Below are 20856 nucleotides of genomic sequence, written 5' to 3'. Positions count from 1 at the left end.
CTCTTTAGCGCCCCAAAATAAATTATAGAACCCTTTTTATTATGATTGATTATGTATAAAATAAATAAAGTTTTCTATACATTAAAGTCATAGGGAAGTAAAACAACTGATTCCTATTGAAAGAATCGGGATTTTTATTAGACGATTTTTTGACATTTGAATACTGAAATGTAATATTAGAATTGCATTATTCGTAAATGATAATTGACACCCCTTTGTGAGGCGTTACAATAAGGGCGTAGATAGTTCTACTAGGGTAACAACATTGTTTGTGGCGGACGTATTACCTGTTAGTTCTTATTATTTATGATGCGAGCCATCACCTTCAATGCTGTTAGGACATTGGAGGTGTTTTTTTATGGAAATGAATGGGTTGTACATCGTAATCGCCTCGGCGTGCATCCTCATTTTAGCGTACCGCTATTATGGGGCCTTCTTAGCCGCTAAGGTATTGGTATTGGACCAATTCCGTCCAACCCCGGCCGTTGTTCACAACGACGGCCATGACTATGTACCTACGAATAAGTGGGTAACATTCGGTCACCATTTTGCAGCGATTGCCGGTGCAGGTCCTTTGGTTGGTCCTGTTATTGCTGCTCAATTCGGTTATTTACCGGGTTTATTATGGATCTTGATCGGGTCGGTTGTAGCCGGGGCCGTTCACGACATGGTAATTTTGTTTGCGTCGGTTCGTTATGACGGCAAATCCATTGCCGATATTGCTAAGGAAGAAATTTCCAATTTGGCCAGTATCGGTGCCATGCTCGCTACCTTGTTCCTTTTGATTATTACTTTGGCCGGTATGGCCGTAGTAGTAGCCAATGCGCTTCATAACTCCGCATGGGGCTTCTTCTCCGTCAGCATGACGATTCCAATCGCTATTTTCGTAGGTATTTATTTACGCTGGTTTCGCCCCGGCAAAATTCAGGAAGCAACGGTTATCGGTGTAGTACTTATCTTTGCCGCCATTATTTACGGTCCTCAAGTAGCCGCTTCCTCCTATGCAAGCTGGTTCCTTTACGACTTACAGACCATCGAAATCATGTTGGCTGTATACGGTTTCTTCGCAGCCGCCTTGCCTGTATGGTTGTTGCTGGCACCGCGTGATTATTTATCCACGTACTTAAAAATCGGTACTATCGGTGCTTTGGCATTAGGGATTATCATCGTTATGCCGATAATCCAAATGCCGGCCGTTACCCAGTACATTTACGGCGGCGGTCCTGTCCTTAAAGGTTCCGTATTCCCATTCATTTTCATTACCATCGCCTGTGGTGCCTTGTCCGGTTTCCATACCGTAATTGCTACCGGTACAACACCTAAGATGATTACCAATGAAAAAGAAATCTTACCTATCGGTTACGGCGCTATGCTTACGGAAGCATTCATTGCCATGATGGCTTTGATTGCCGCTACCGCATTACATCCTGATGACTATTTTGCCATCAACTCCACTACTGAATCCTTCAAAGCTTTGGGACTTCAAGTTCATGAATTACCGGCTTTATCTCAGATGGTCGGCGAAGACTTGATGCATCGTCCGGGCGGCGCCGTTTCCTTGGCCGTCGGCATGGCTCATATCTTCTCGCGCTTGCCTAACATGGCTCATCTCATGGGCTACTGGTACCATTTCTGCATCATGTTCGAAGCTTTGTTTATCATGACTTTGATTGATGCCGGTACTCGTGTAGGTCGTTATTTATTGCAAGAATTATTAGGCCGTTTTTACAAACCGCTTGAAAACGTTAACTGGGCACCGGGCGTATATGGCTGTGCTGCCTTAATTTGTATCATGTGGGGTTACCTCGTATTACAAGGTAACATCGGTATTATCTGGCCGTTATTCGGTGTATCCAATCAGTTGCTCGGTACCATGACTTTGGCCGTAGGTACTACAGTAATCATGCGTCTCGGCCACAAACGTTACGCTTGGGTAACCGGTGTACCATGTTTCTTCATGGCCATCATTGCTATTGCTGCCGATTATGAAAACGTATTCTACAGTTACATTCCGGCCGGCAAATGGACCTTGGTTGCCTTCAGTGTAGTCATGTTCCTCATGATTGTCATCGTATTGGTGGAAGCGGTTCGCAGCTGGATTCGTTTAGCTAAAATTCCGCAAAACTATAAGACGCAAGCTGAGGTAGAAGCAGAAAGTCTTAAGAAATACGGTGCCGTTAAAGTAGAAGTTAAATAAGGGTGTTACGCCTGACAAATAAATAAACTGTCATAGGTGTATGTAACTTAAAGTGCTTTGAATGACATATATATAAATAACCGCTCCGATTCATTACGAATTCGGGGCGGTTATTTGTATATACATAAGTTTAGGGCGAAAATGTGGGGAAAAGAGGTAAAAATTGTGTCAAATAAGGGGCAGAATATACCCATATATTGAAGTTCACGTCGTTTTGTGCTAGAGTAAGCATATGAATGATATTCTATAGTAATAGAGTAATAGGAGATTGCAACAATGAAAGCAAAACCAATGACAGTTTCGTGTAATTACCGGGAGCAACTCTGTGTTGACTCGGCTCCGGGCCCCGGCACTATTGTAATATTCGGTGCCTCCGGCGACTTGACTAAACGAAAATTGTTACCGGCTATACATGCTTTATTTGAGCGTAAATTATTACCGGAAAAATTCGCCGTAATCGGCGTAGCTCGTACTGAAATGACCAATGAAGCTTTTCAGGAAGAAGTACGCGAAGCTATGGCGGCTAACGGCGATACCGTAACAGATGATTTCTTGGCCAGATTTTCCTATGTGGCCGGTCAATATACGGAAGCGGCTATGTTTGAACTGCTTGAAACCGAGTTAAAACGCGTCAGTGAAGCTCATGGCACGGAAGGAAATGCTTTATTCTACTTGGCCATGCCGCCGACTATGTTTGAACCGATTGTAAAAGGTTTGGCAGAGCAGGGCTTATTGGACGAAGAGGAAGCATGGTCCCGCGTTATTATTGAAAAACCGTTCGGCCACGATTTAGAAAGTGCCGTTGCCCTCGATAAATCCTTGAAACGTTATATTAAAGAATCGCAAACTTATCGTATCGACCATTATTTAGGTAAAGAAACGGTTCAGAATATTTTGATGCTCCGTTTTGCCAATGCCATTTTTGAACCGCTTTGGAATCATACGTATATTGAAAAAGTGGAAATTACCGTAGCGGAAGAATTAGGCGTTGAAAAACGAGCCGGTTATTATGATAAAGCCGGTGCTTTGCGCGACATGTTCCAGAACCACATGGTACAGATGTTATCGCTCATCGCCATGGAACCGCCGGCTATTTTTGAAGCCGATGCGTATCGCGATGAAATCGCTAAATTAATTTCGTCCATCCGTCCGTTGGAAGGACAGGACCTCGGCAAAATATCCGTGCGCGGCCAATATGTAGAAGCCGTTGATTCGGAACGTCCGGCCGTAGGCTATCGCAAGGAAGAAGGGGTGGCCCCGAACTCTCAGACGGAAACGTATGTGGCGTTAAAACTCTTCATCGATAACTGGCGTTGGCGCGGCGTACCGTTCTATATGCGTACGGGCAAACGCTTACCGAAGAAATCCAGTGAAATCGCCATTACGTTTAGACCGATTCCACACTCCATTTTCAAACCGATTAGACCGAGAGATTTTAATCAAAACGTCTTGTTGTTGCGTATGCAGCCACATGAAGGGATGGGCTTATCGTTGGAAGTTAAGTCGCCGGGCTCTAAACTTTGTGTAAATACCTTGGAGATGGATTTCTCCTACAGTGATTTTATGCAAGGGGAGGATATTCCGGATGCCTACGAACGCTTAATTTTGGATGCCCTCTTAGGGGACCAAACCTTGTTTGTACGCAATGATACCGTAGAAGCATCTTGGCGTTTATTTATGCCGTTATTGCGTGCTTGGGAAGCTGATTTGGACAATGTGCCACTTTGCTTCTATCCGGCCTATAGCGAAGGACCGAAAGAAACTAATGAGATTTTAGAAGGAGGCTCCTTACAATGGCGCAAGATTTAATTCGTGCTTTTGAGACCGCTCAAGAAGTAGCGGAAGCAGTAGCTAAGGATTTTATTGCCTTTACGAATACTTGTATTGCCGAGTCCGGAAGCGCTGTAGTAGCTATTTCCGGCGGTACTACTCCGAATACATTATTTGAGCTTTTAAATACCGATGCATATCGTACGCAATTGGATTGGGAAAATATATTCTTCCTTTGGGTGGATGAGCGCTTTGTGCCGCAGACCGATCCGGACAATAATTTCTATCGTGCCAAAGAACGCCTCTTTGCCTCTATTGGCGGCAGCAGTCATTTCTATCCGGTACCGACAAACAGCGGTACCGTTGAAGAAGCAGCCGATGCCTATGAAAAAGAAGTAGCCACCGTGCTCAGTGCTTGTGAAAAAGACGGCGTAGATCTTGCGTTGTTAGGCCTTGGCGATGACGGCCATACTGCATCCTTATTTGCTCGGTCTCAGGCTTTGGAAGAAAAGAAGCGGACCGTTATTCCCGTAACGGACGGCAAAGTATGGAACCGTGTGAGCATGTCGTTCCCGTTTTTGGCGAAAGCGCGCAATGTATGGTTTACCGTTGTGGGTGAATCGAAAGCGGCAGCTCTTGGTCGCGTACTGCGTCAGCGTAAAGAGTATATGGATGAATCATGGGAAGAACGTATCGGCCATGTGCTTCCGGGCGCTGTTCTCTCACAGGATACAGTGACATGGTATGTAGACAAAGCCGCTAAAAACTAATATTTAAATTGATAAAATGCTATGATACTTTCTATAGCATTTTTATAGGGTTTCGTGTTACACTGTAAAGAGAAATGATAATTATTGTAGCTAAACGAGGTGAAAATTATGTTTAATTTCGGTACACAGGAACTAATTTTAGTGCTCGTTATTGCGCTCGTTGTGTTCGGACCGGGTAAGTTGCCGGAAGTTGGTAAAGCCATTGGTAAAGGTATCAATGAGTTCAAAGACGCTGTAAGCTCTGACAAGAAAAAAGAAGAAAAAGTATCTGATGTGGCCAAAGTGGAAACGATTGACGTAGAAGCGGGCGCCGTTAATGATAAAAAACATAAAGAAATTCAATAAAATGATAATTAAGGCCTCCCTATGCCGTCAGGCCAGGGGAGGCCTTTGCGACTAAATCGTTAATATTATGGCTTGGTTCATATCGTTGAGCCGGAAGAAGATTGGAGGAACATATTATGTGTAAAGATTGTGGTTGCGGCAGTACAGGTCATGCTCATCAGCAGGTATTCAACGTACCGGGAATGATGTGCAGCAATTGCGAAAATACAGTAAAAACTGCAGTACTCGGTTTGCCGGGGGTTATGTCTGCCGACGTGGATTTGAAATCCAAAGACGTAACTATTTCCTATGACAACAGCAAAGTTAATGCTGATGCCATTAAAGAAGCCATTGATGCAACAGGCTTTGAAGTAGCTTCCGTATCCGAAGCGACTCATGCTCATGAAAAGGGCGGCCTCATGGGCACATTGAAACGTATGTTTAAGTAAAATAGCGATGCGTCCGTTGCGGTAGTAACGGGCGTTTTTTGCGTTAAACGTATTGGCAGGCCTTAATGTTGAGGAGTTAATTATGATTAAAAAGTTTAATACAGAAACCTTTAATTGGGAGGGCGTAGATACTTTAGTCTATAAACAGGACGGCAGTCCCTTCAAAGATGTAACACGGCAGGTACTCTTTGACGGCGCCTTTGACATTCCCTGCCAATTCCGTTATTTTGAAGTGAAACCGGGTGGTTATTCGACCTTGGAACATCATGAACATACACATATGGTTATGATTTTCAGAGGCCATGGGCAATGTTTGCTGGGTGAAAAAGTGGTGGATGTAAAAGTGGGCGATTTTATTGAAATCCCGAGCAACACGATTCATCAATTTCGTGCCAATAAGGGCGATTATGTAGGCTTTTTGTGTCTTGTTAATATAGACCGTGATAAGGTGAAAATTCCAAGCGAAGAAGAAATTGAAGCCTTAAAAGCAAATCCAACGGTTAAAGAATTTTTAGAAAGTTGTTAAAAGGTATAAGCTATGTTATAATTAACTGTTATTTATATAGATTGATACTTTTGACTATATCAGTAGTTAATATTTTTTATAGCGAAACAGGAGGCATACATACATGATTCGCGAAGATATTCGTAATGTCGCAATTATTGCGCACGTTGACCATGGTAAAACAACCTTGGTGGACGCCCTTTTAAAACAAAGCCATATTTTTAGAGAGAATGAAAAAGTGGCAGAGCGTGTTATGGACTCTAACGATCTTGAAAGAGAACGTGGTATTACCATTTTGTCTAAAAATACGGCTGTCATGCATAATGGCGTAAAAATCAACATCGTTGACACCCCGGGCCATGCTGACTTCGGCGGCGAAGTAGAACGCGTACTCAACATGGTTGATGGCGTATTGTTGTTGGTTGACGCTTTTGAAGGTCCGATGCCACAGACTAAATACGTACTTCGTAAGGCGTTGGAACAGAAATTAAAACCAATCGTTGTTATCAACAAAATTGACCGTCCGGACCAACGTGTTCACGAAGTAGAAGACGAAGTATTGGAACTCTTCATGGAACTCGAAGCCGATGACGATCAATTAGACTTCCCGGTTGTATATGCATCCGCTCGTGATGGCATTGCTAAATTGTCCATGGATGATGAAGGCAAAGATATGCAGCCTTTATTCGAAGTATTGTTAAAAGAAATTCCTGCTCCGCAGGGCGACATTGACGGTCCGTTACAGTTCATGGTTACGACCCTTGACTATGATGATTATGTAGGCAAAATCGCCGTTGGTCGTATTGTTCGCGGTCGCATGAGAACTAACCAGCAGGTTGTAATCATGAACGGCGAAAGCACTCGTAAAGCTAAAATCGGTCGTGTTTATACCTACAATGGCTTGAATCGTGTGGAAACCGATGAAACCGCCATGGGCGACATCACTGCTTTCGTAGGTATCGAAGATATCAACATCGGTGAAACCGTAGCTGATGCGGAACATCCGGAAGCATTACCGGCTATTAAGATTGACGAACCTACGTTGTCCATGATGTTCTCCGTTAATAACTCCCCGTTTGCCGGTCGTGAAGGGGATTATGTAACGAGCCGTCATTTACGTGACCGTTTGTTCAAAGAAGTAGAAACCAACGTGTCCATGAAAGTAGAAGAAACCGATTCGCCGGATTCCTTCAAAGTATCCGGTCGCGGTGAACTTCATTTGGCCGTTTTAATCGAAACTATGCGTCGTGAAGGCTATGAATTACAGGTTGGTAAACCACGTGTAATTTACAAACGCATTAACGATCAGCTCTGCGAACCATTAGAATACTTAACCATCGACGTACCTCAGGAATTCATGGGTACCGTTATGGAAAACTTGGGCGTTCGTAAAGCCGAATTAATTAACATGACCGAATTGGCCGGTTACCTCCGCATGGAATTCATTATTCCTGCCCGTGGTCTTATCGGTTTCCGTGCTCAATTCTTAACCAGCACTAAAGGTAATGGTATCATGAACCATGTGTACCATGGGTATGCACCATTTAAAGGCGACATTCCGAGCCGTACGCGCGGCGCTTTGGTAGCTTTTGAAGACGGCGAAACAACTCCTTACGGTTTGAATTCCGTACAGGATCGCGGTACTTTATTCGTAGGTCCTAACGAAGCGGTTTACACCGGTCGCATTATCGGTGAAAACTCTCGTGAAACCGACATGGACGTTAACCCATGTAAGAAAAAACATGTTACCAACATGCGTTCCAGCTCTTCTGACGAAGCTGTTCGTTTGACACCGCCTCGTATTTTCAGCTTGGAACAGGCTTTGGAATGGATTAACGACGACGAATTGGTAGAAGTAACACCGCACAGCATTCGCATGCGTAAAACTATTTTGGATCGTGCTGCCCGTGCTAAAGCAGCTAAAAACGCTCGCTAAGCAATACTATGAGTTGGTGGCAGCGACGGTCGTCGCGTAAGACACAGTCGAAGACATATGAATTACGAATAGCCGGTGAGCTTATACCGTATACGGTGACGTGGAAGGCTGTCAAAAACATGAACCTCCGCGTCATGCCGGACGGTACGGTCAAGGTATCGGCACCGTGGCGTATGCCCGCTCACACCGTTACTCAATTTGTTTCGGAGCATGAAGGCTTTATCGATAAAGCACGGCAGCGCTTCAAAGACCATCAGGCGAAACAGACCCCTGTAGTACCGTATCAGTACGAAAACGGTGAACTGTTTACCATTCTGGGGTATGAAGCCCGGTTGACGGTGGCTCCGGTTGAACCCAATCACGCACCTTACGTGAGTTGGAGTGAATCGGACCCGGCTGTTTTATACATGTTTGTCAAACCGCACAGCACGCTAGCGGAGCGCGCCGCGTTGATGGCGGATTTTTGGGAACATCTGGTAGAAGATGTGGTGAAGGATATGCGTGATCGCATTTATCGTTGTTACATTGAAGCCGGTTATGATGTGCCCTATCCAAAACTGCGTATTCGCGAAGCGAAAACGCGCTGGGGTTCCTGTTCCTTACGGACAGAGCGGATTATGATTAATCAGAAACTATTAATCGGGCCTCGATTATTCTTGGAATATGTAATGATTCATGAGTTTGCCCATTTTATTCAACCGAACCATTCCGCTCGCTTTTGGCAGGTAGTGGCTGAATTTATGCCCCAGTGGCAGATGGTGCGCCGTGAATTGACTCATTGTTTTCGAGGTCGTTAACGAATAGTCCCATTCGCCGGGAGGCTATTTCGTAGTAATGTTTGATAATTAAGCAGTACGACTTCCAACTTATGATATAATTAAATAAGGTACAGATACAGTAAAAGGACTGACCTCGGGGTCGGTCCTTTTTATATAATTTTGATTGAGGAGGGAACCATGAAACCATTTGTTCATTTGCATAGCCACACTGAATACAGCTTGCAGGACGGCATCAGTCGCCTGCCGCAAATGGTAGCCCGCGCCAAAGAACTGAACATGCCTGCTTTGGCGATAACGGACCATGGTAACATGTGTGGTGCCATTTATTTTTATAAAGAAGCAAAAAGTGCGGGGATAAAGCCGATTATCGGCTGCGAAGTGTATGTTACGACGGGCAGTCGTTTTGATAAAGACGCAAGTCGGCAAGAGCGATTGAAACATTTGATTTTGCTGGCTGAGACCATGGAAGGCTATCAAAATCTCACTAAAATCGTATCCCGCGGTTTTACGGAGGGTTTTTACCGCAAACCTCGTGTCGATCACGCATTATTAAAAGAACACAGTAAAGGTATCATCGCCTTGAGTGCTTGTATTCAAGGAGAAATTCCGCAATGTGTATTGCAGGATAATCCGGAAGGAGCGAAACGAGCGCTGGAAACCTACTTAGATATTTACGGCAAGGATAATTTCTTTTTAGAAATACAGAATCACGGCTTACCCGCCGAAGTAAAAGCGCAGGAAGCACTCATTCAGTTAGCCAAAGAGTATGGCGTAGGCTTGGTGTGCTCCAATGACTTTCATTATGTATTAAAAGAAGATGCAGATGCGCAAGATATTAAGGTTTGCATTGCGACCGGGGCCAAAGTGGCCGATACGGATCGACTTAAATTCCCGAATGACGAGTTTTATATGAAGAGCGGCGACGAAATGGCGGAATTATTCAGTCATATTCCGGGTGCCATGGAAAATACCTTGGCCATTGCAGACCGTTGTAATGTGGAATTTAATTTTGATGAGCATCATTTGCCTCATTTCGACGTGCCGGAAGGGGAGACGGCGACTACCTATTTACGCCATTTGTGTGAAAAAGAAGTGCCGCGACTGTACGGTACGATGACGCCGGAACTGAAAGAACGGCTCGATTATGAACTCGCCGTTATCGCTCAAATGGGTTTTGACGATTATTTCCTCATCGTGTGGGATTATGTGCGTTACGCTCGTGAGCACGACATTTTAGTAGGGCCCGGTCGTGGTAGTGCGGCCGGTTCCGTGGTGGCCTATTTGCTCGGCATTACCGGCCTTGACCCGCTCAAATATAATCTTCTCTTTGAACGCTTTTTGAATCCGGAACGTGTCAGCATGCCTGATATCGATATTGACTTCTGCTACGAAAAACGCGGCAAGGCTATCGAATATGTAACGGAAAAATACGGTCAAGCTCGGGTGGCTCAGATTATCACCTTCGGTACGGAAGCGGCGCGTGCCGTTATTCGCGATGTGGGTCGCGTGCTCGATCATCCACTGCCTGAAGTGAACCGCCTGGCTAAGATGATACCCAATGAATTGGGCATTACGCTCGACAAAGCGCTGAAGGGTAAAGATTTAAAGCAGCTCTATGATACGGATCCGAAGGTTCGTGAACTCTTTGATTATGGCCGTAAACTGGAAGGTATTGTGCGCAACGCCTCCACTCATGCGGCGGGCGTGGTGATTTCGGCGGCACCGTTGGAAGACCATGTGCCAATTCAGAACGCCAATGACGCGGGCTTTGTTACTCAGTATGATAAAGACAATATCGAAGAATTGGGCCTTTTGAAAATGGACTTCTTGGGCCTTCGGACGCTTACTGTTATGGATGACGCTTTGAAGCTCATTAAAGCTAACCGCGGAATTGATATTGACCTCGATAAAATTCCCCTTGACGACAAGGCCGCGTGTGACCTCTTAACCCGCGGTGATACGCCGGGCGTATTCCAGCTTGAATCGGATGGGATTACGAAGCTCGTTATGGATTTACGACCGGAGCATTTTGAAGACCTCATTCCTTTGGTTGCCTTGTATCGACCGGGGCCGTTGGGCAGCGGCATGGTGGAAGACTTTATTAAACGTCGCCACGGGGAGATGGAAATTACCTATTTACATCCGTTGTTGGAACCGATTTTGAAGGATACCTTCGGGGTTATTCTTTACCAGGAACAGGTTATGCAGATTGCCTCTGCCATGGGTGGTTTCAGTCTCGGCCAAGCGGATTTAATGCGCCGTGCCATGGGTAAAAAGAAAGAATCCGTCCTTAAAGCGCAACGTGAATCCTTTATTGCCGGCTCGGTGCAGAATAATATTCCGGAAGCCATTGCCAATGAAGTATTCGATTTGCTCGTATACTTTGCGGGCTACGGTTTTAACAAATCCCACAGTGCGGCCTATGCCTATATTGCGTATCAGACGGCCTATTTGAAGGCTCATTATTATCCTGAATTTATGGCGGCTACTATGAGTAGTTTCATGACCAACGTGGATAAACTGACGTACTATATTAATGACTGTAAAAAGCACGGCGTCGAAGTGTTGGGCCCGGATATTAATTACGGGGAACAGGCTTTTGCCGTACAGAACGGTGCTATTCGTTTCGGTTTGGGTGGCGTTAAGAGCGTAGGCGATAATGCGGTGGAACAACTTTTGGCCGAGCGCCATCGGAACGGTTTATACAGCTCCATTCTTGATTTTTGCAAACGGGTCGACTCGCGCGTGGTAAATAAACGCTTACTGGAAAGCTTAATTCGCTGCGGCGCCATGGATAGCTTCAAGGAAAACCGCAATCAGCTCCTCGCCATGTATGAAGGAGCGCAGAGTTTGGGACAGCGCCTTCAAAAAGAAGAAGCCCGCGGCGCTATGAGTCTTTTTGGTGATGAACCGTCCGTGGCGGAAACCATTGAAGTGCCAAAGCTCGACGATTTGACCATGGATGAAAAATTGCGCGATGAAAAAGAATATACCGGTTTTTATATTTCCGGCCATCCTCTTAATTCTTATGAAGCTGAATTAAAAGGTCTTTTCGAAGTGGGTAAACTTAATGAAAATCCGGAACAATACGACAAGCAGGAAGTGACCGTAGGTGGCCTCATTGTAGAGAAAACCGACAGAATTACGCGGCGCAACGATGTCATGTCCATTATTCGGCTCGAAGATTTTTCCGGTTCCACGTCTATTGTCGTTTTCCCACAAAAATTTCAGCAGTATCAGGCCATGCTGGCCGTAGATATGGCGGTACGTATTTCGGGACGGATTGATGCGGATGAAAAGGGCGTACAAATCATTGCCGATACGATTAAGCCGTTAAAAGTCAATTACGATACGGCCAAGCGTATTGTAATTCATATTCGTCCTGGTTTTGACACGGCCGAAGCGAGTAATGCGTTGAAAAAATTACTCCTCAAAGCAACCGGGACGGTACCGGTCACCTTTTATTTACATCGGCAACGGAAACGCATTGATGTAGCCAAAGAATACTATTTTGCCCCCGGGACTGAAATATGCCGGGCGGTGGAAGAAATTTTAGGCCCCGATAGTGTAGAAATACTTTAATTGATTAGTGTATAATGGTTACTATGAAGGGAAAACATAGGCTTTATTCCAATTCATTATGAGTGAGGTATTTACTATGAAAAAGACTAAAATTGTTTGTACCATTGGACCGAGCACTGATGCGCCCGGCGTATTGGAACAGATGCTACAGGCCGGTATGAACGTAGCACGCTTCAATTTTTCACATGGCTCTTATGACGAACATACGAAACGTATGGAAGCGGTGCGCGCTGCTTCGAAGAAAACCGGGATTCCGGTAGCGCTTATGCTTGATACCAAAGGGCCTGAAATTCGTTTAGGTCATTTTAAAGAGGGCAAAGTAATGCTTGAAGCGGGTAAACCGTTTACGCTTACTATGCGCGATATTGAAGGGGACGCTACCATTTGTTCGGTTAACCATAAAGGCTTGGTGGATGACGTTAAAGTAGGGTGCGAAATTTTATTATCCGACGGTTTGGTTACCTTGCAGGTAGAAAAAATCGAAGGCACCGAAATTTACACTACAATTAAAAACAACGGGCCTATGAGCGATCGTAAACGCGTAGCCGTACCGGGCATTCCACTCAGCTTACCACCGGTTTCGGAAAGCGATATGGCAGATTTGCGTTTCGGTTGCCAAATGGATGTGGACTATGTAGCCGCTTCCTTTATGCAGCGTGGCACTGATGTAGTGGCTATTCGCCGCATTTTGGAAGAAGAAGGGAAAGATATTAAAATCATTTCCAAGATTGAAAATGAAGAAGGTATCAATAACTTAGACGATATTTTGCGCATGTCCGACGGTCTCATGGTAGCTCGTGGTGACCTGGGCGTTGAAATCCCTGCTGAAGAAGTACCGGTTCTTCAGAAGATGATGATTACTAAATGTAACAAAGCCTCGAAGCCTGTAATTACGGCCACTCAAATGTTGGAATCTATGACGAATAACCCACGCCCTACCCGCGCCGAAGCCAGCGACGTAGCGAATGCTATTTTGGACGGCACTGATGCGGTTATGCTGTCCGGCGAAACAGCAGGCGGTAAATACCCGGTAGAAGCGGTACAGACAATGGCGCGTATTGCGGAAGTGACGGAACATTCCACTTTATATTGCAATATTGAGCATCCGTTTGCTTCTGATACGGTACAAACTACGGATGCCATCAGTGTGGCAACCGTAACGGTAGCTAAGAATCTTGATGCGGCGGCTATCATTACTTGTACGGAAACGGGTAAAACGGCTATGAGTATTTCCCGCAACCGTCCGCGCGCTAAGATTTTAGCGGTTACGCCGCATGAAGCTACGGTTCGTCGCGTTCAGTTGTATTGGGGCGTTGAAGCCGTACTCGGTGCGGGCCATGAAAATTCCGATGAAATGGTATACAGTGCTATTACATCGTCCTTGGCTGAAAACCATATCGAATCCGGCGATTTAGTTGTTATTACCGCCGGCGTACCATCCGGTAAGGCCGGTACGACCAATATGATTCGCGTACATGTAGTCGGCAAAGCCGTATTAAGCGGTAATGGTGTGGGTAAAGGCGCCGCTACCGGTCGTGTTTGCCTCGCTTATAATGCTGAAATGGCAGGGAAGTCTTTCCGCGATGGCGATGTATTGGTAGTTCGCACGTTAGAACCGGAATTAATGCCGTTTGCTAAACGTGCCGGTGCTATCATTGCTGCTGAAGACGGCTTTACTTCGGCGGCCGCTATTGCAGGGATTAACTTCGGTATTCCGGTAATTTTAGGTGTAAGAAATGCAGAAACTGTAATTAATAATGGTGAAGTTGTAACTGTCGACGGCTCTCGCGGCAAAGTATTTGAAGGCATTGCCAACGCCCGTTAATTGTGTGGCTAATGCGTATTAAGGTATTGCTGCGGCATGCTGAATAGGTAGTGACGTAAATCTTGCTTGTGTCAAGGTGAGAGGCACAAGCAAGATTTTATATTAAGAGGCCGATTTGAGCCGTGACAGATTTGATTGAGGAGGTATGTATGAACTATTCAATGCCCGTGAATGCGGATCAATCTGTAATTTCGCAGATTGTAGCGCGTAAATTGCGCAACTCCATGCTCTGGATGGGCTGGGGAATTTTGACAACATTTGTTACTATGTTGGCAGCTTTATTTAACCCTCAATGGCTTTCATTGGCTGTTTCCAACTACAATATTTTGTTGATTTTGGAATTGGGCGCGGTCTTCTTATTCAGCGCGCGGCAGATGTCGGCCAGTCTGACTACGCTGAAAAGCATGTTCTTTATTTACTCTATTTTAAATGGCCTTACTTTGGCGGCCTTGAGTATGGTATACGGTACGACGGCGTTCTTTTATGCTTTTGTGGGGACGTTGGCGTTTTTCGGTACCTTTGCGGTTATCGGCGGTGTGGTTAAACGTGACTTAACATCGTGGACGACCTATTTGTTAGGTGCTGTCATTGCGCTTATTATCGTGAGCTTGCTTAATGTGTTCGTATTCCAAAACGGTTTCGTTAATTTAGCCCTCGGTGCTTTCGGTGTGATTATTTTCACGATTTTTACGGCCGTTGATGTGAATCGCATTAAAGGGATTTTGACCACGGTAGCCCTTGAAGATGACGAAGTGTTGGAACGGGTTGAATTGATCGGCGCGTTAATGTTGTACTTGGATTTCATTAATATCTTCTTATCCTTATTGCGATTTTTCCGTAGAGATTGAGGAGGGATTTAATGGATGAACGGGAATGGCAAACTTTTGTAACCGTTGTGGAAGAAGGCAATATTACAAAAGCCGCTGAAAAACTATTTCTATCCCAACCGGCGCTGAGTTATCGTCTGCGCCATTTGGAAGAAGACTTGGGGAGTCCCTTATTACTTCGTACCAGTGAAGGAATTACGTTGACGCCTCAAGGCGAAGTCTTTCATGCTTACTGCCGCCGCATGCTCCAGGAAATGGAAAGCTTGAAGCAGGCTATCGGTGAGATGAGCGGAGAGATACAAGGGACTTTAAAAATTGCTTCGTCCATCAACTTCGCGGACTATCAGTTGCCGCATTTATTGGGTAAATTTACGAAGCAATATCCCAATATTCATATCCAAGTAAAAACCGGTCACAGTTCCCATGTAAATAAGATGTTTAACAGCGGGGAAGTGGCCGTGGCAATCGCGCGCGGCAATCATAAAGAAACAAGCAGCAGTATTAAGCTCTTTGAAGAGCCTTACTGCTTGGTTTATAAAGATCCGGTTACAATTGATGAGTTGGCGGATTTGCCGCTCATTCAATATCGTTCGGACGGTTCGATTACTACCGTTCTTGACACATGGTGTAATGAAAATCTGCCGAAAAGTCATGAAGCGGCTATGGAGATGGACTCTATGGTTACCTGTCGTCACTTCGTGCGTGAAGGTCTCGGTTGGTCAATCTTACCGTATTTAGGGCTTGGTTCCTGCAAAGATGAAGGCATCTATGTGGAACCGATTTATCAGAAAGACGGCAAGCCTTGGGTGCGCAGTACGTTTTTATACTTCAATGAAGTGAGTGATAAATTGATTGCCGTTAAAACGTTTATAGATTATGTACAAGAATATTATAAAGATAATTCACCGGTAACGATACAGTTTTAACGACATTTCGTAGACAGGTGTAAACTTGTGTTGAACGAATCTTACGTTTTACTTTTTGTAAAGCCCAAAAGAACTTTTTCTTATATGGAAATTGCAAATGCAGTGATAATTTTTAAGAATCTTTTTGCTAAATGCAAAAAGATTCTTTTTTTATGCGTATTTATAACACATTACTAAATGTAATCTATGGAATGAAAAAATGTGTATAAAAATTTTATACAGTACATAACGGCTTTTTATTATCTTTATATGATGAAGGTAGATATAATGTTTTTAGAAGTAAGAGATAAAAAAATGTTTAAAATTCAAATCTAAGTTATGTAATGGCTTAAATTATTATCAGTAGTTTAAATGTTGATGTATTTCCTTAACTTTTATCGTTAATTTTTTTTCAGTAATTCGATTCGTCAGGAAAGGATGCGAAGCTATGAACAAATTAGTAAAGGCAGCGACTGTCGGTTTTGACGAAAAGCAAGATTGTCTTGTAACAGTTGAACCAATTGCGGCCGGTATTGAAGTGGAATTGACTTCCAAAGTTCAACGCCAGTATGGTAAACACATTGAAGAATTAATCGTAAGAACGGTTAAAGAAGCCGGTTATGACGGAGTAAAAGTTATTGCCGACGATAAAGCAGCTTGGGACTATGCCATTAAAGCTCGTGTACTCGGTGCTTTGGAACGCGGTTCCGAACCAAAAGCGGCTGTAGCTCACGACGAAACTCGTCCTGTAGAAGCCAAAACATTACCTTTAAGCGAAGCAGCTAAAGCACGTATTTCCCGCAGTATGATGTTCGTACCGGGCAACACACCTAAAATGATCAACAGTGCTGATATCCACGGTGCTGACAGCTTGATGTTTGATATTGAAGACTCCATCCCTGTAACGGAAAAAGATACGGCTCGTTTGATGACGGCTGAAGCTTTAAAAAGCATGACTTTCCGTTCCGAAACGGTAGTTCGTATTAACCATCCGACGCAGACTCCTTACGGTTATGATGACCTCGATGTAATCGTACCGGCTAAACCTAACTTGATTCGTATTCCTAAAACGGAAGACGTTTCCGAAGTTGAAATCGTAGCCCGTAAGATTGAAGAAGTAGAAAAAGCAAACGGCTGGGAAGAAGGTACGATTAATATTATCGTAGCTATCGAATCCGTAAAAGGCCTTTACAATGTTCGTGAAATCTGCCACGCACCTCGCGTAGTAGGTATCGCTTTAGGCGCTGAAGATTACCGTGCCGACCTTCGTACCGGTAAACATAAACCGGCAGTTGAATTGGCATTCGCTCGTCAGTCCATCTTGTTGGCTGCCCGTGAAGCCGGCATCCGTTGTGTCGATACTGTATTCTCCGATGTTAAAGACCCTGAAGGTTTCGTTGAAGAAGTTGAATACATTAAAGCCCTCGGCTTTGACGGTAAATCTTGTATCCATCCAAGCCAGATTAAATTAGCTCACAAAGTATTCACACCGGATGAAAAAGAAATCGCTCACTCCGTAAAAGTATTGAACAGCTATGCTGATGCTTTGAAAAATAATAAAGGCGTAATCGCCGTAGACGGTAAAATGATTGACGGTCCTATCGTAGTACGTGCACAACGTATCGTGGACAAAGCACGTGCTGCCGGGATTAAAGTAGAAGTAGATGAAGGAGCTGAAATCAATGTTAAATAAAGCAAATCGCGAAATTCCAATGAATATTCCGGCTCTTGAAGGCCGTGAAGTGTATCAAGGCGAGTTCGCAGTTGAGCCGAAAATGCACCGTGCCGGTCGTCCGGTTGCTAAATATAATAAAGGCGGTGCCGATAAATTATTGGCTTCCATCGACGAAGCTATTGAAAAAACCGGCCTAAAAGACGGTATGACTGTATCGTTCCACCATCATTTCCGCAATGGTGACTATGTTATGAAAATGGTTATGGAACGCATCCAGGCTAAAGGTATTAAAGACATCACCGTAGCATCCAGCTCTTTGAGCCCATGCCATGACTTCTTGATCGATATGATTAAAGATGGTACCGTAACAGCTATCGAAACATCCGGTTTACGTGATGCGCTCGGTAAATTCTTGACGAAAAACCCAGGCGTATTAAAACGTCCGGTAGTGATTCGTTCTCATGGTGGTCGTGCTCGTGCCATCGTTTCCGGCGAACTTCACATCGATGTGGCTTTCATGGGTGCCCCAACTTGCGATCGTCGCGGTAACTTCACCGGCATGCAGGGCAAATCCGCTTGCGGTGCTCTCGGCTACGCCATGGTTGACTCCCATTATGCAGATAAAACCGTAGCTATTACCGATAACCTCGTTGACTATGTATATCCATATTCCGTACCTCAAACTGATGTAGACTACATCGTTGAAGTAGAAGCTATCGGCGACCCTGCAGGTATTGCTTCCGGTGCGGTTGGTTTCACTAAAAACCCTATCCAGATTAAAATCGCTGAAATGGCCGCTGAATTCTTGGATCAGGCAGGCATCATCAAAGAAGGTTTCTCCTTCCAGTTAGGTGCCGGCGGAGCTCCATTGACAGTTGCTAAATTTATCGGCGAAAAATTGAAAGCCCAAGGCGTTAAAGCCGGTTTTGGTATCGGCGGTGCTACCGGTGTATTGGCAGGCATGTTGGAAGATGGCTTGATCGAAGCTATCTATGATACGCAAACATTTGATACTGATGCAGCAGCTTCTTTACATAAAAATGCTAACCATATCGAAATGAGTGCCTCCATGTACGCCGATCCTTGGACCGACAACATGACAAACTATCTCGACGTAGTATTTTTAGGTGCTACCGAAATCGATACTAACTTCAACGTTAACTGCATGACTGACTCCAACGGTATCCTCATGGGTGCTTCCGGCGGTCACAGTGATACAGCAGCCGGTGCTAAATGCACAGTAATTACTTGTCCACTCGTTCGCGGTCGTTTGCCAATGATTCTCGACAACGTTCAGACCGTAATTACACCGGGTGAATCCGTAGACGTTATCGTAACTGAACGCGGTATCGCCATCAACCCTCGTCGTACCGACCTTATCGAACGCTTCAAAGACTCCAATTTGCCAATCTACACGATTGAAGAATTGCAAAAATTGGCCTTCGACTTGGTAGGTAAACCGGAAGGTGTAACGGTTAGCGATAAAGACGAAGACGTAGTAGCTATCGTAGAATATCGTGACGGTACTATCATCGACGTAGTTCGTAAACCTTTAGACTAATGGCATTAATGTCTGCTCCAATCAGTAGTAATGCTGACTGTGATTAGGTAGTCGACTTTAATAAAAAAACTCCTGTGAGTGAGATTAAACGTATTAATCTCACTCGGCAGCGAGTTGTTAACGCATTATATATTGTAATATGATAATTTTCTCATTTTTTTTGTTACATGTGTAAAGGAGGATTTTCTCATGTTTTTAGGTTTTCTTGGCTTATTGATGATTGTTATCATCGTTTGGGCCTTAATCCAATCTAAAACAAATCCGGTGCCGATTTTCGTAATCGTACCGATTATTGCGGCAGTTATTGCCGGTTTCGGTCCTGAGGACATTTTTAAATTTATCCAAACCGGTGTTTCTAAAACCTGGTCTACAGCGGTATTATTTATTTTCTCTATCGTATACTTCTCTTTAATGAGTGACGTAGGTTTATTCGATCCGATGGTTAACTACTTGGCTAAAAAAGCCGGTAACAACATTATGTTGGTAACCATTGCTACGGCTATGATTGCCGTAATCGGTCACTTGGATGGCGCTTTGGCTTCCACATTGTTGATTACAATCCCTGCAATGTTGCCAATCTATAAGAAATTGCACATTCGTCCGGTTGTATTAGTTTGTATCATCGGTGCTGCTATGAGTATCATGAACTTGGTACCATGGGGTGGTCCGGTAGCTCGTACAGGCGTTGTATTGAACGCTGATGTTAATGCTTTGTGGCAGGAATTGATTCCATTGCAAGGTGTTGGTCTCGTAATCTTAATGGTATTCGCTGCTTACATGGGCATAGTTGAAAAACGCCGCGGTGCGGGCCTTAACCCTACAGGCGAAGCTGCTTTACTCGACTCTTCTATTGTACCGGCTGACAGCAATGCTACGACTGAAGATATCGAAGCTATGAAACGCCCTAAATTGTTATGGTTCAATGGTCTTTTAACTTTAGTTGTTATCTTGTTACTCTGCTTCACAAAGATTCCTTTGTACGGTGCCTTCATGTTCGGTTTGGCTATTGCTTTGATCGTTAACTTCCCGGGCGCTAAAGCTCAGGCTAAAGCTATTAAAATGCATGCCGATACAGCGTTGACCATGCCTATGATCTTGTTAGCATCCGGCGTATTCCTCGGCGTATTGAGCGGTACTAAAATGATGGATAACATGGCTTCCATGTTAATCGCTCTTGTTCCTGATTTCTTAGGACCACATTTACAGACTGTATTCGGTATCCTCGGTGTACCTATCGGTATGTTGCTCGGTACTGACTCCTACTTCTTCGGCTTGGTACCATTGGCTATCAGCGTAGGTGAAAAATTCGGTGTAAACCCTCAGGACATGGCTATGGCTATGTTGATTTCCAAAAACTACGGTGTATTGGTAACTCCACATGCTGCAACTACATTCTTGGCTTGCGGCTTGGCCGGTATCGAAATTAAAGATATGTTGAAATTCTGTGCTCCACGTCTTTTCGTAATGTCCTTAATTTCCTTGGCTTTCGGTGCTATGTTAGGTTTATTCCACATCTAAGCCGTCAGGTTATGGTGAGGAATTATTAATAAAAACATAATATAATGCAAATAAAAAACGACGTCGTTCCTTCGGGAGCGGCGTCGTTTTGTTATGAGCGCTTAGTCGTAGTGTATGGGCTGAGCTGTACACGCACATAGACGTAATAAAAAGCTGCGAATCGAATTCAATCCGCAGCTTTTATTTTGCATTTATGTTTAGTTTTTGGCTTATAGGACAAAAAGTGTGTGTGG

The 20856-nt window shown here is 44.4% G+C and carries 15 protein-coding genes; all 15 read left to right on the top strand.

Annotated elements, in window-relative coordinates:
- The first annotated feature begins 358 nt into the window (after nucleotides 1-358).
- The 15 genes from QZL64_RS01180 to QZL64_RS01110 all read left to right on the top strand — a co-directional run bounded on the left by QZL64_RS01180 (nucleotide 359) and on the right by QZL64_RS01110 (nucleotide 20623).
- A complete protein-coding gene (locus QZL64_RS01180) occupies nucleotides 359-2197 on the top strand; it encodes a carbon starvation CstA family protein (protein ID WP_021840232.1) in 1839 nt (612 codons plus the stop codon).
- Between the two features lie 276 nt (nucleotides 2198-2473).
- Entirely contained in the window at nucleotides 2474-4006 is a 1533-nt protein-coding gene (gene zwf / locus QZL64_RS01175) for a glucose-6-phosphate dehydrogenase (protein WP_021840231.1), read from the top strand.
- Nucleotides 3991-4737 carry a 6-phosphogluconolactonase gene (pgl, locus tag QZL64_RS01170; protein WP_021840230.1) on the top strand — a complete coding sequence of 249 codons (747 nt, stop codon included), beginning with the start codon at nucleotides 3991-3993 and terminating at the stop codon, nucleotides 4735-4737. Before zwf ends, pgl begins: the two co-directional genes overlap by 16 nt.
- Nucleotides 4738-4845: 108 nt before the next feature.
- Nucleotides 4846-5082 carry a Sec-independent protein translocase subunit TatA/TatB gene (locus tag QZL64_RS01165; protein ID WP_021840229.1) on the top strand — a complete coding sequence of 79 codons (237 nt, stop codon included), beginning with the start codon at nucleotides 4846-4848 and terminating at the stop codon, nucleotides 5080-5082.
- Nucleotides 5083-5198: 116 nt separating this feature from the next.
- Nucleotides 5199-5510, top strand: a complete 312-nt coding sequence (locus QZL64_RS01160) for a heavy-metal-associated domain-containing protein (protein WP_021840228.1) — start codon at nucleotides 5199-5201, stop codon at nucleotides 5508-5510.
- Nucleotides 5511-5592: 82 nt separating this feature from the next.
- On the top strand, nucleotides 5593-6036 hold the full coding sequence (locus QZL64_RS01155; protein WP_021840227.1) for a cupin domain-containing protein: 444 nt from the start codon (nucleotides 5593-5595) through the stop codon (nucleotides 6034-6036).
- Nucleotides 6037-6139: 103 nt separating this feature from the next.
- Nucleotides 6140-7951 carry a translational GTPase TypA gene (typA, locus tag QZL64_RS01150; RefSeq protein ID WP_021840226.1) on the top strand — a complete coding sequence of 604 codons (1812 nt, stop codon included), beginning with the start codon at nucleotides 6140-6142 and terminating at the stop codon, nucleotides 7949-7951.
- 8 nt (nucleotides 7952-7959) lie between these two features.
- The gene (locus QZL64_RS01145) at nucleotides 7960-8748 is read left to right on the top strand and encodes a M48 family metallopeptidase (RefSeq protein ID WP_247240042.1); all 789 of its coding nucleotides are present in this window, start codon (nucleotides 7960-7962) and stop codon (nucleotides 8746-8748) included.
- Nucleotides 8749-8907: 159 nt separating this feature from the next.
- Nucleotides 8908-12312 carry a DNA polymerase III subunit alpha gene (locus QZL64_RS01140; protein ID WP_021840224.1) on the top strand — a complete coding sequence of 1135 codons (3405 nt, stop codon included), beginning with the start codon at nucleotides 8908-8910 and terminating at the stop codon, nucleotides 12310-12312.
- A gap of 76 nt (nucleotides 12313-12388) precedes the next feature.
- The gene (pyk, locus tag QZL64_RS01135) at nucleotides 12389-14137 is read left to right on the top strand and encodes a pyruvate kinase (protein WP_021840223.1); all 1749 of its coding nucleotides are present in this window, start codon (nucleotides 12389-12391) and stop codon (nucleotides 14135-14137) included.
- Nucleotides 14138-14286: 149 nt separating this feature from the next.
- Complete coding sequence (locus tag QZL64_RS01130) at nucleotides 14287-14985, top strand: Bax inhibitor-1/YccA family protein (protein ID WP_021840222.1); 699 nt, start codon at nucleotides 14287-14289, stop codon at nucleotides 14983-14985.
- A gap of 11 nt (nucleotides 14986-14996) precedes the next feature.
- The gene (locus QZL64_RS01125; RefSeq protein ID WP_021840221.1) at nucleotides 14997-15890 is read left to right on the top strand and encodes a LysR family transcriptional regulator; all 894 of its coding nucleotides are present in this window, start codon (nucleotides 14997-14999) and stop codon (nucleotides 15888-15890) included.
- Nucleotides 15891-16317: 427 nt separating this feature from the next.
- Entirely contained in the window at nucleotides 16318-17562 is a 1245-nt protein-coding gene (locus QZL64_RS01120) for an aldolase/citrate lyase family protein (protein ID WP_021840220.1), read from the top strand.
- On the top strand, nucleotides 17552-19105 hold the full coding sequence (gene citF / locus QZL64_RS01115; RefSeq protein ID WP_021840219.1) for a citrate lyase subunit alpha: 1554 nt from the start codon (nucleotides 17552-17554) through the stop codon (nucleotides 19103-19105). Before QZL64_RS01120 ends, citF begins: the two co-directional genes overlap by 11 nt.
- A gap of 189 nt (nucleotides 19106-19294) precedes the next feature.
- Nucleotides 19295-20623, top strand: a complete 1329-nt coding sequence (locus QZL64_RS01110) for a CitMHS family transporter (protein ID WP_021840218.1) — start codon at nucleotides 19295-19297, stop codon at nucleotides 20621-20623.
- Nucleotides 20624-20856: the final 233 nt, after the last annotated feature.

Source organism: Veillonella sp. CAG:933 (assembly GCF_000431435.1).
In the GTDB taxonomy this organism is placed as follows: domain Bacteria; phylum Bacillota; class Negativicutes; order Veillonellales; family Veillonellaceae; genus Veillonella_A.
This window is presented reverse-complemented; position numbering and strand designations above follow the sequence as displayed.

What these genes read in the sequence shown, in the direction of transcription:
- QZL64_RS01120 (WP_021840220.1), top strand. Translation starts at nt 16,318, where the DNA reads ATGAACAAATTAGTAAAGGCAGCGACTGTCGGTTTTGACGAAAAGCAA.
- QZL64_RS01165 (WP_021840229.1), top strand. Translation starts at nt 4,846, where the DNA reads ATGTTTAATTTCGGTACACAGGAACTAATTTTAGTGCTCGTTATTGCG.
- QZL64_RS01155 (WP_021840227.1), top strand. Translation starts at nt 5,593, where the DNA reads ATGATTAAAAAGTTTAATACAGAAACCTTTAATTGGGAGGGCGTAGAT.
- pgl (WP_021840230.1), top strand. Translation starts at nt 3,991, where the DNA reads ATGGCGCAAGATTTAATTCGTGCTTTTGAGACCGCTCAAGAAGTAGCG.
- QZL64_RS01130 (WP_021840222.1), top strand. Translation starts at nt 14,287, where the DNA reads ATGAACTATTCAATGCCCGTGAATGCGGATCAATCTGTAATTTCGCAG.
- typA (WP_021840226.1), top strand. Translation starts at nt 6,140, where the DNA reads ATGATTCGCGAAGATATTCGTAATGTCGCAATTATTGCGCACGTTGAC.
- QZL64_RS01180 (WP_021840232.1), top strand. Translation starts at nt 359, where the DNA reads ATGGAAATGAATGGGTTGTACATCGTAATCGCCTCGGCGTGCATCCTC.
- QZL64_RS01145 (WP_247240042.1), top strand. Translation starts at nt 7,960, where the DNA reads ATGAGTTGGTGGCAGCGACGGTCGTCGCGTAAGACACAGTCGAAGACA.
- QZL64_RS01125 (WP_021840221.1), top strand. Translation starts at nt 14,997, where the DNA reads ATGGATGAACGGGAATGGCAAACTTTTGTAACCGTTGTGGAAGAAGGC.
- zwf (WP_021840231.1), top strand. Translation starts at nt 2,474, where the DNA reads ATGAAAGCAAAACCAATGACAGTTTCGTGTAATTACCGGGAGCAACTC.
- QZL64_RS01110 (WP_021840218.1), top strand. Translation starts at nt 19,295, where the DNA reads ATGTTTTTAGGTTTTCTTGGCTTATTGATGATTGTTATCATCGTTTGG.
- QZL64_RS01160 (WP_021840228.1), top strand. Translation starts at nt 5,199, where the DNA reads ATGTGTAAAGATTGTGGTTGCGGCAGTACAGGTCATGCTCATCAGCAG.
- QZL64_RS01140 (WP_021840224.1), top strand. Translation starts at nt 8,908, where the DNA reads ATGAAACCATTTGTTCATTTGCATAGCCACACTGAATACAGCTTGCAG.
- pyk (WP_021840223.1), top strand. Translation starts at nt 12,389, where the DNA reads ATGAAAAAGACTAAAATTGTTTGTACCATTGGACCGAGCACTGATGCG.
- citF (WP_021840219.1), top strand. Translation starts at nt 17,552, where the DNA reads ATGTTAAATAAAGCAAATCGCGAAATTCCAATGAATATTCCGGCTCTT.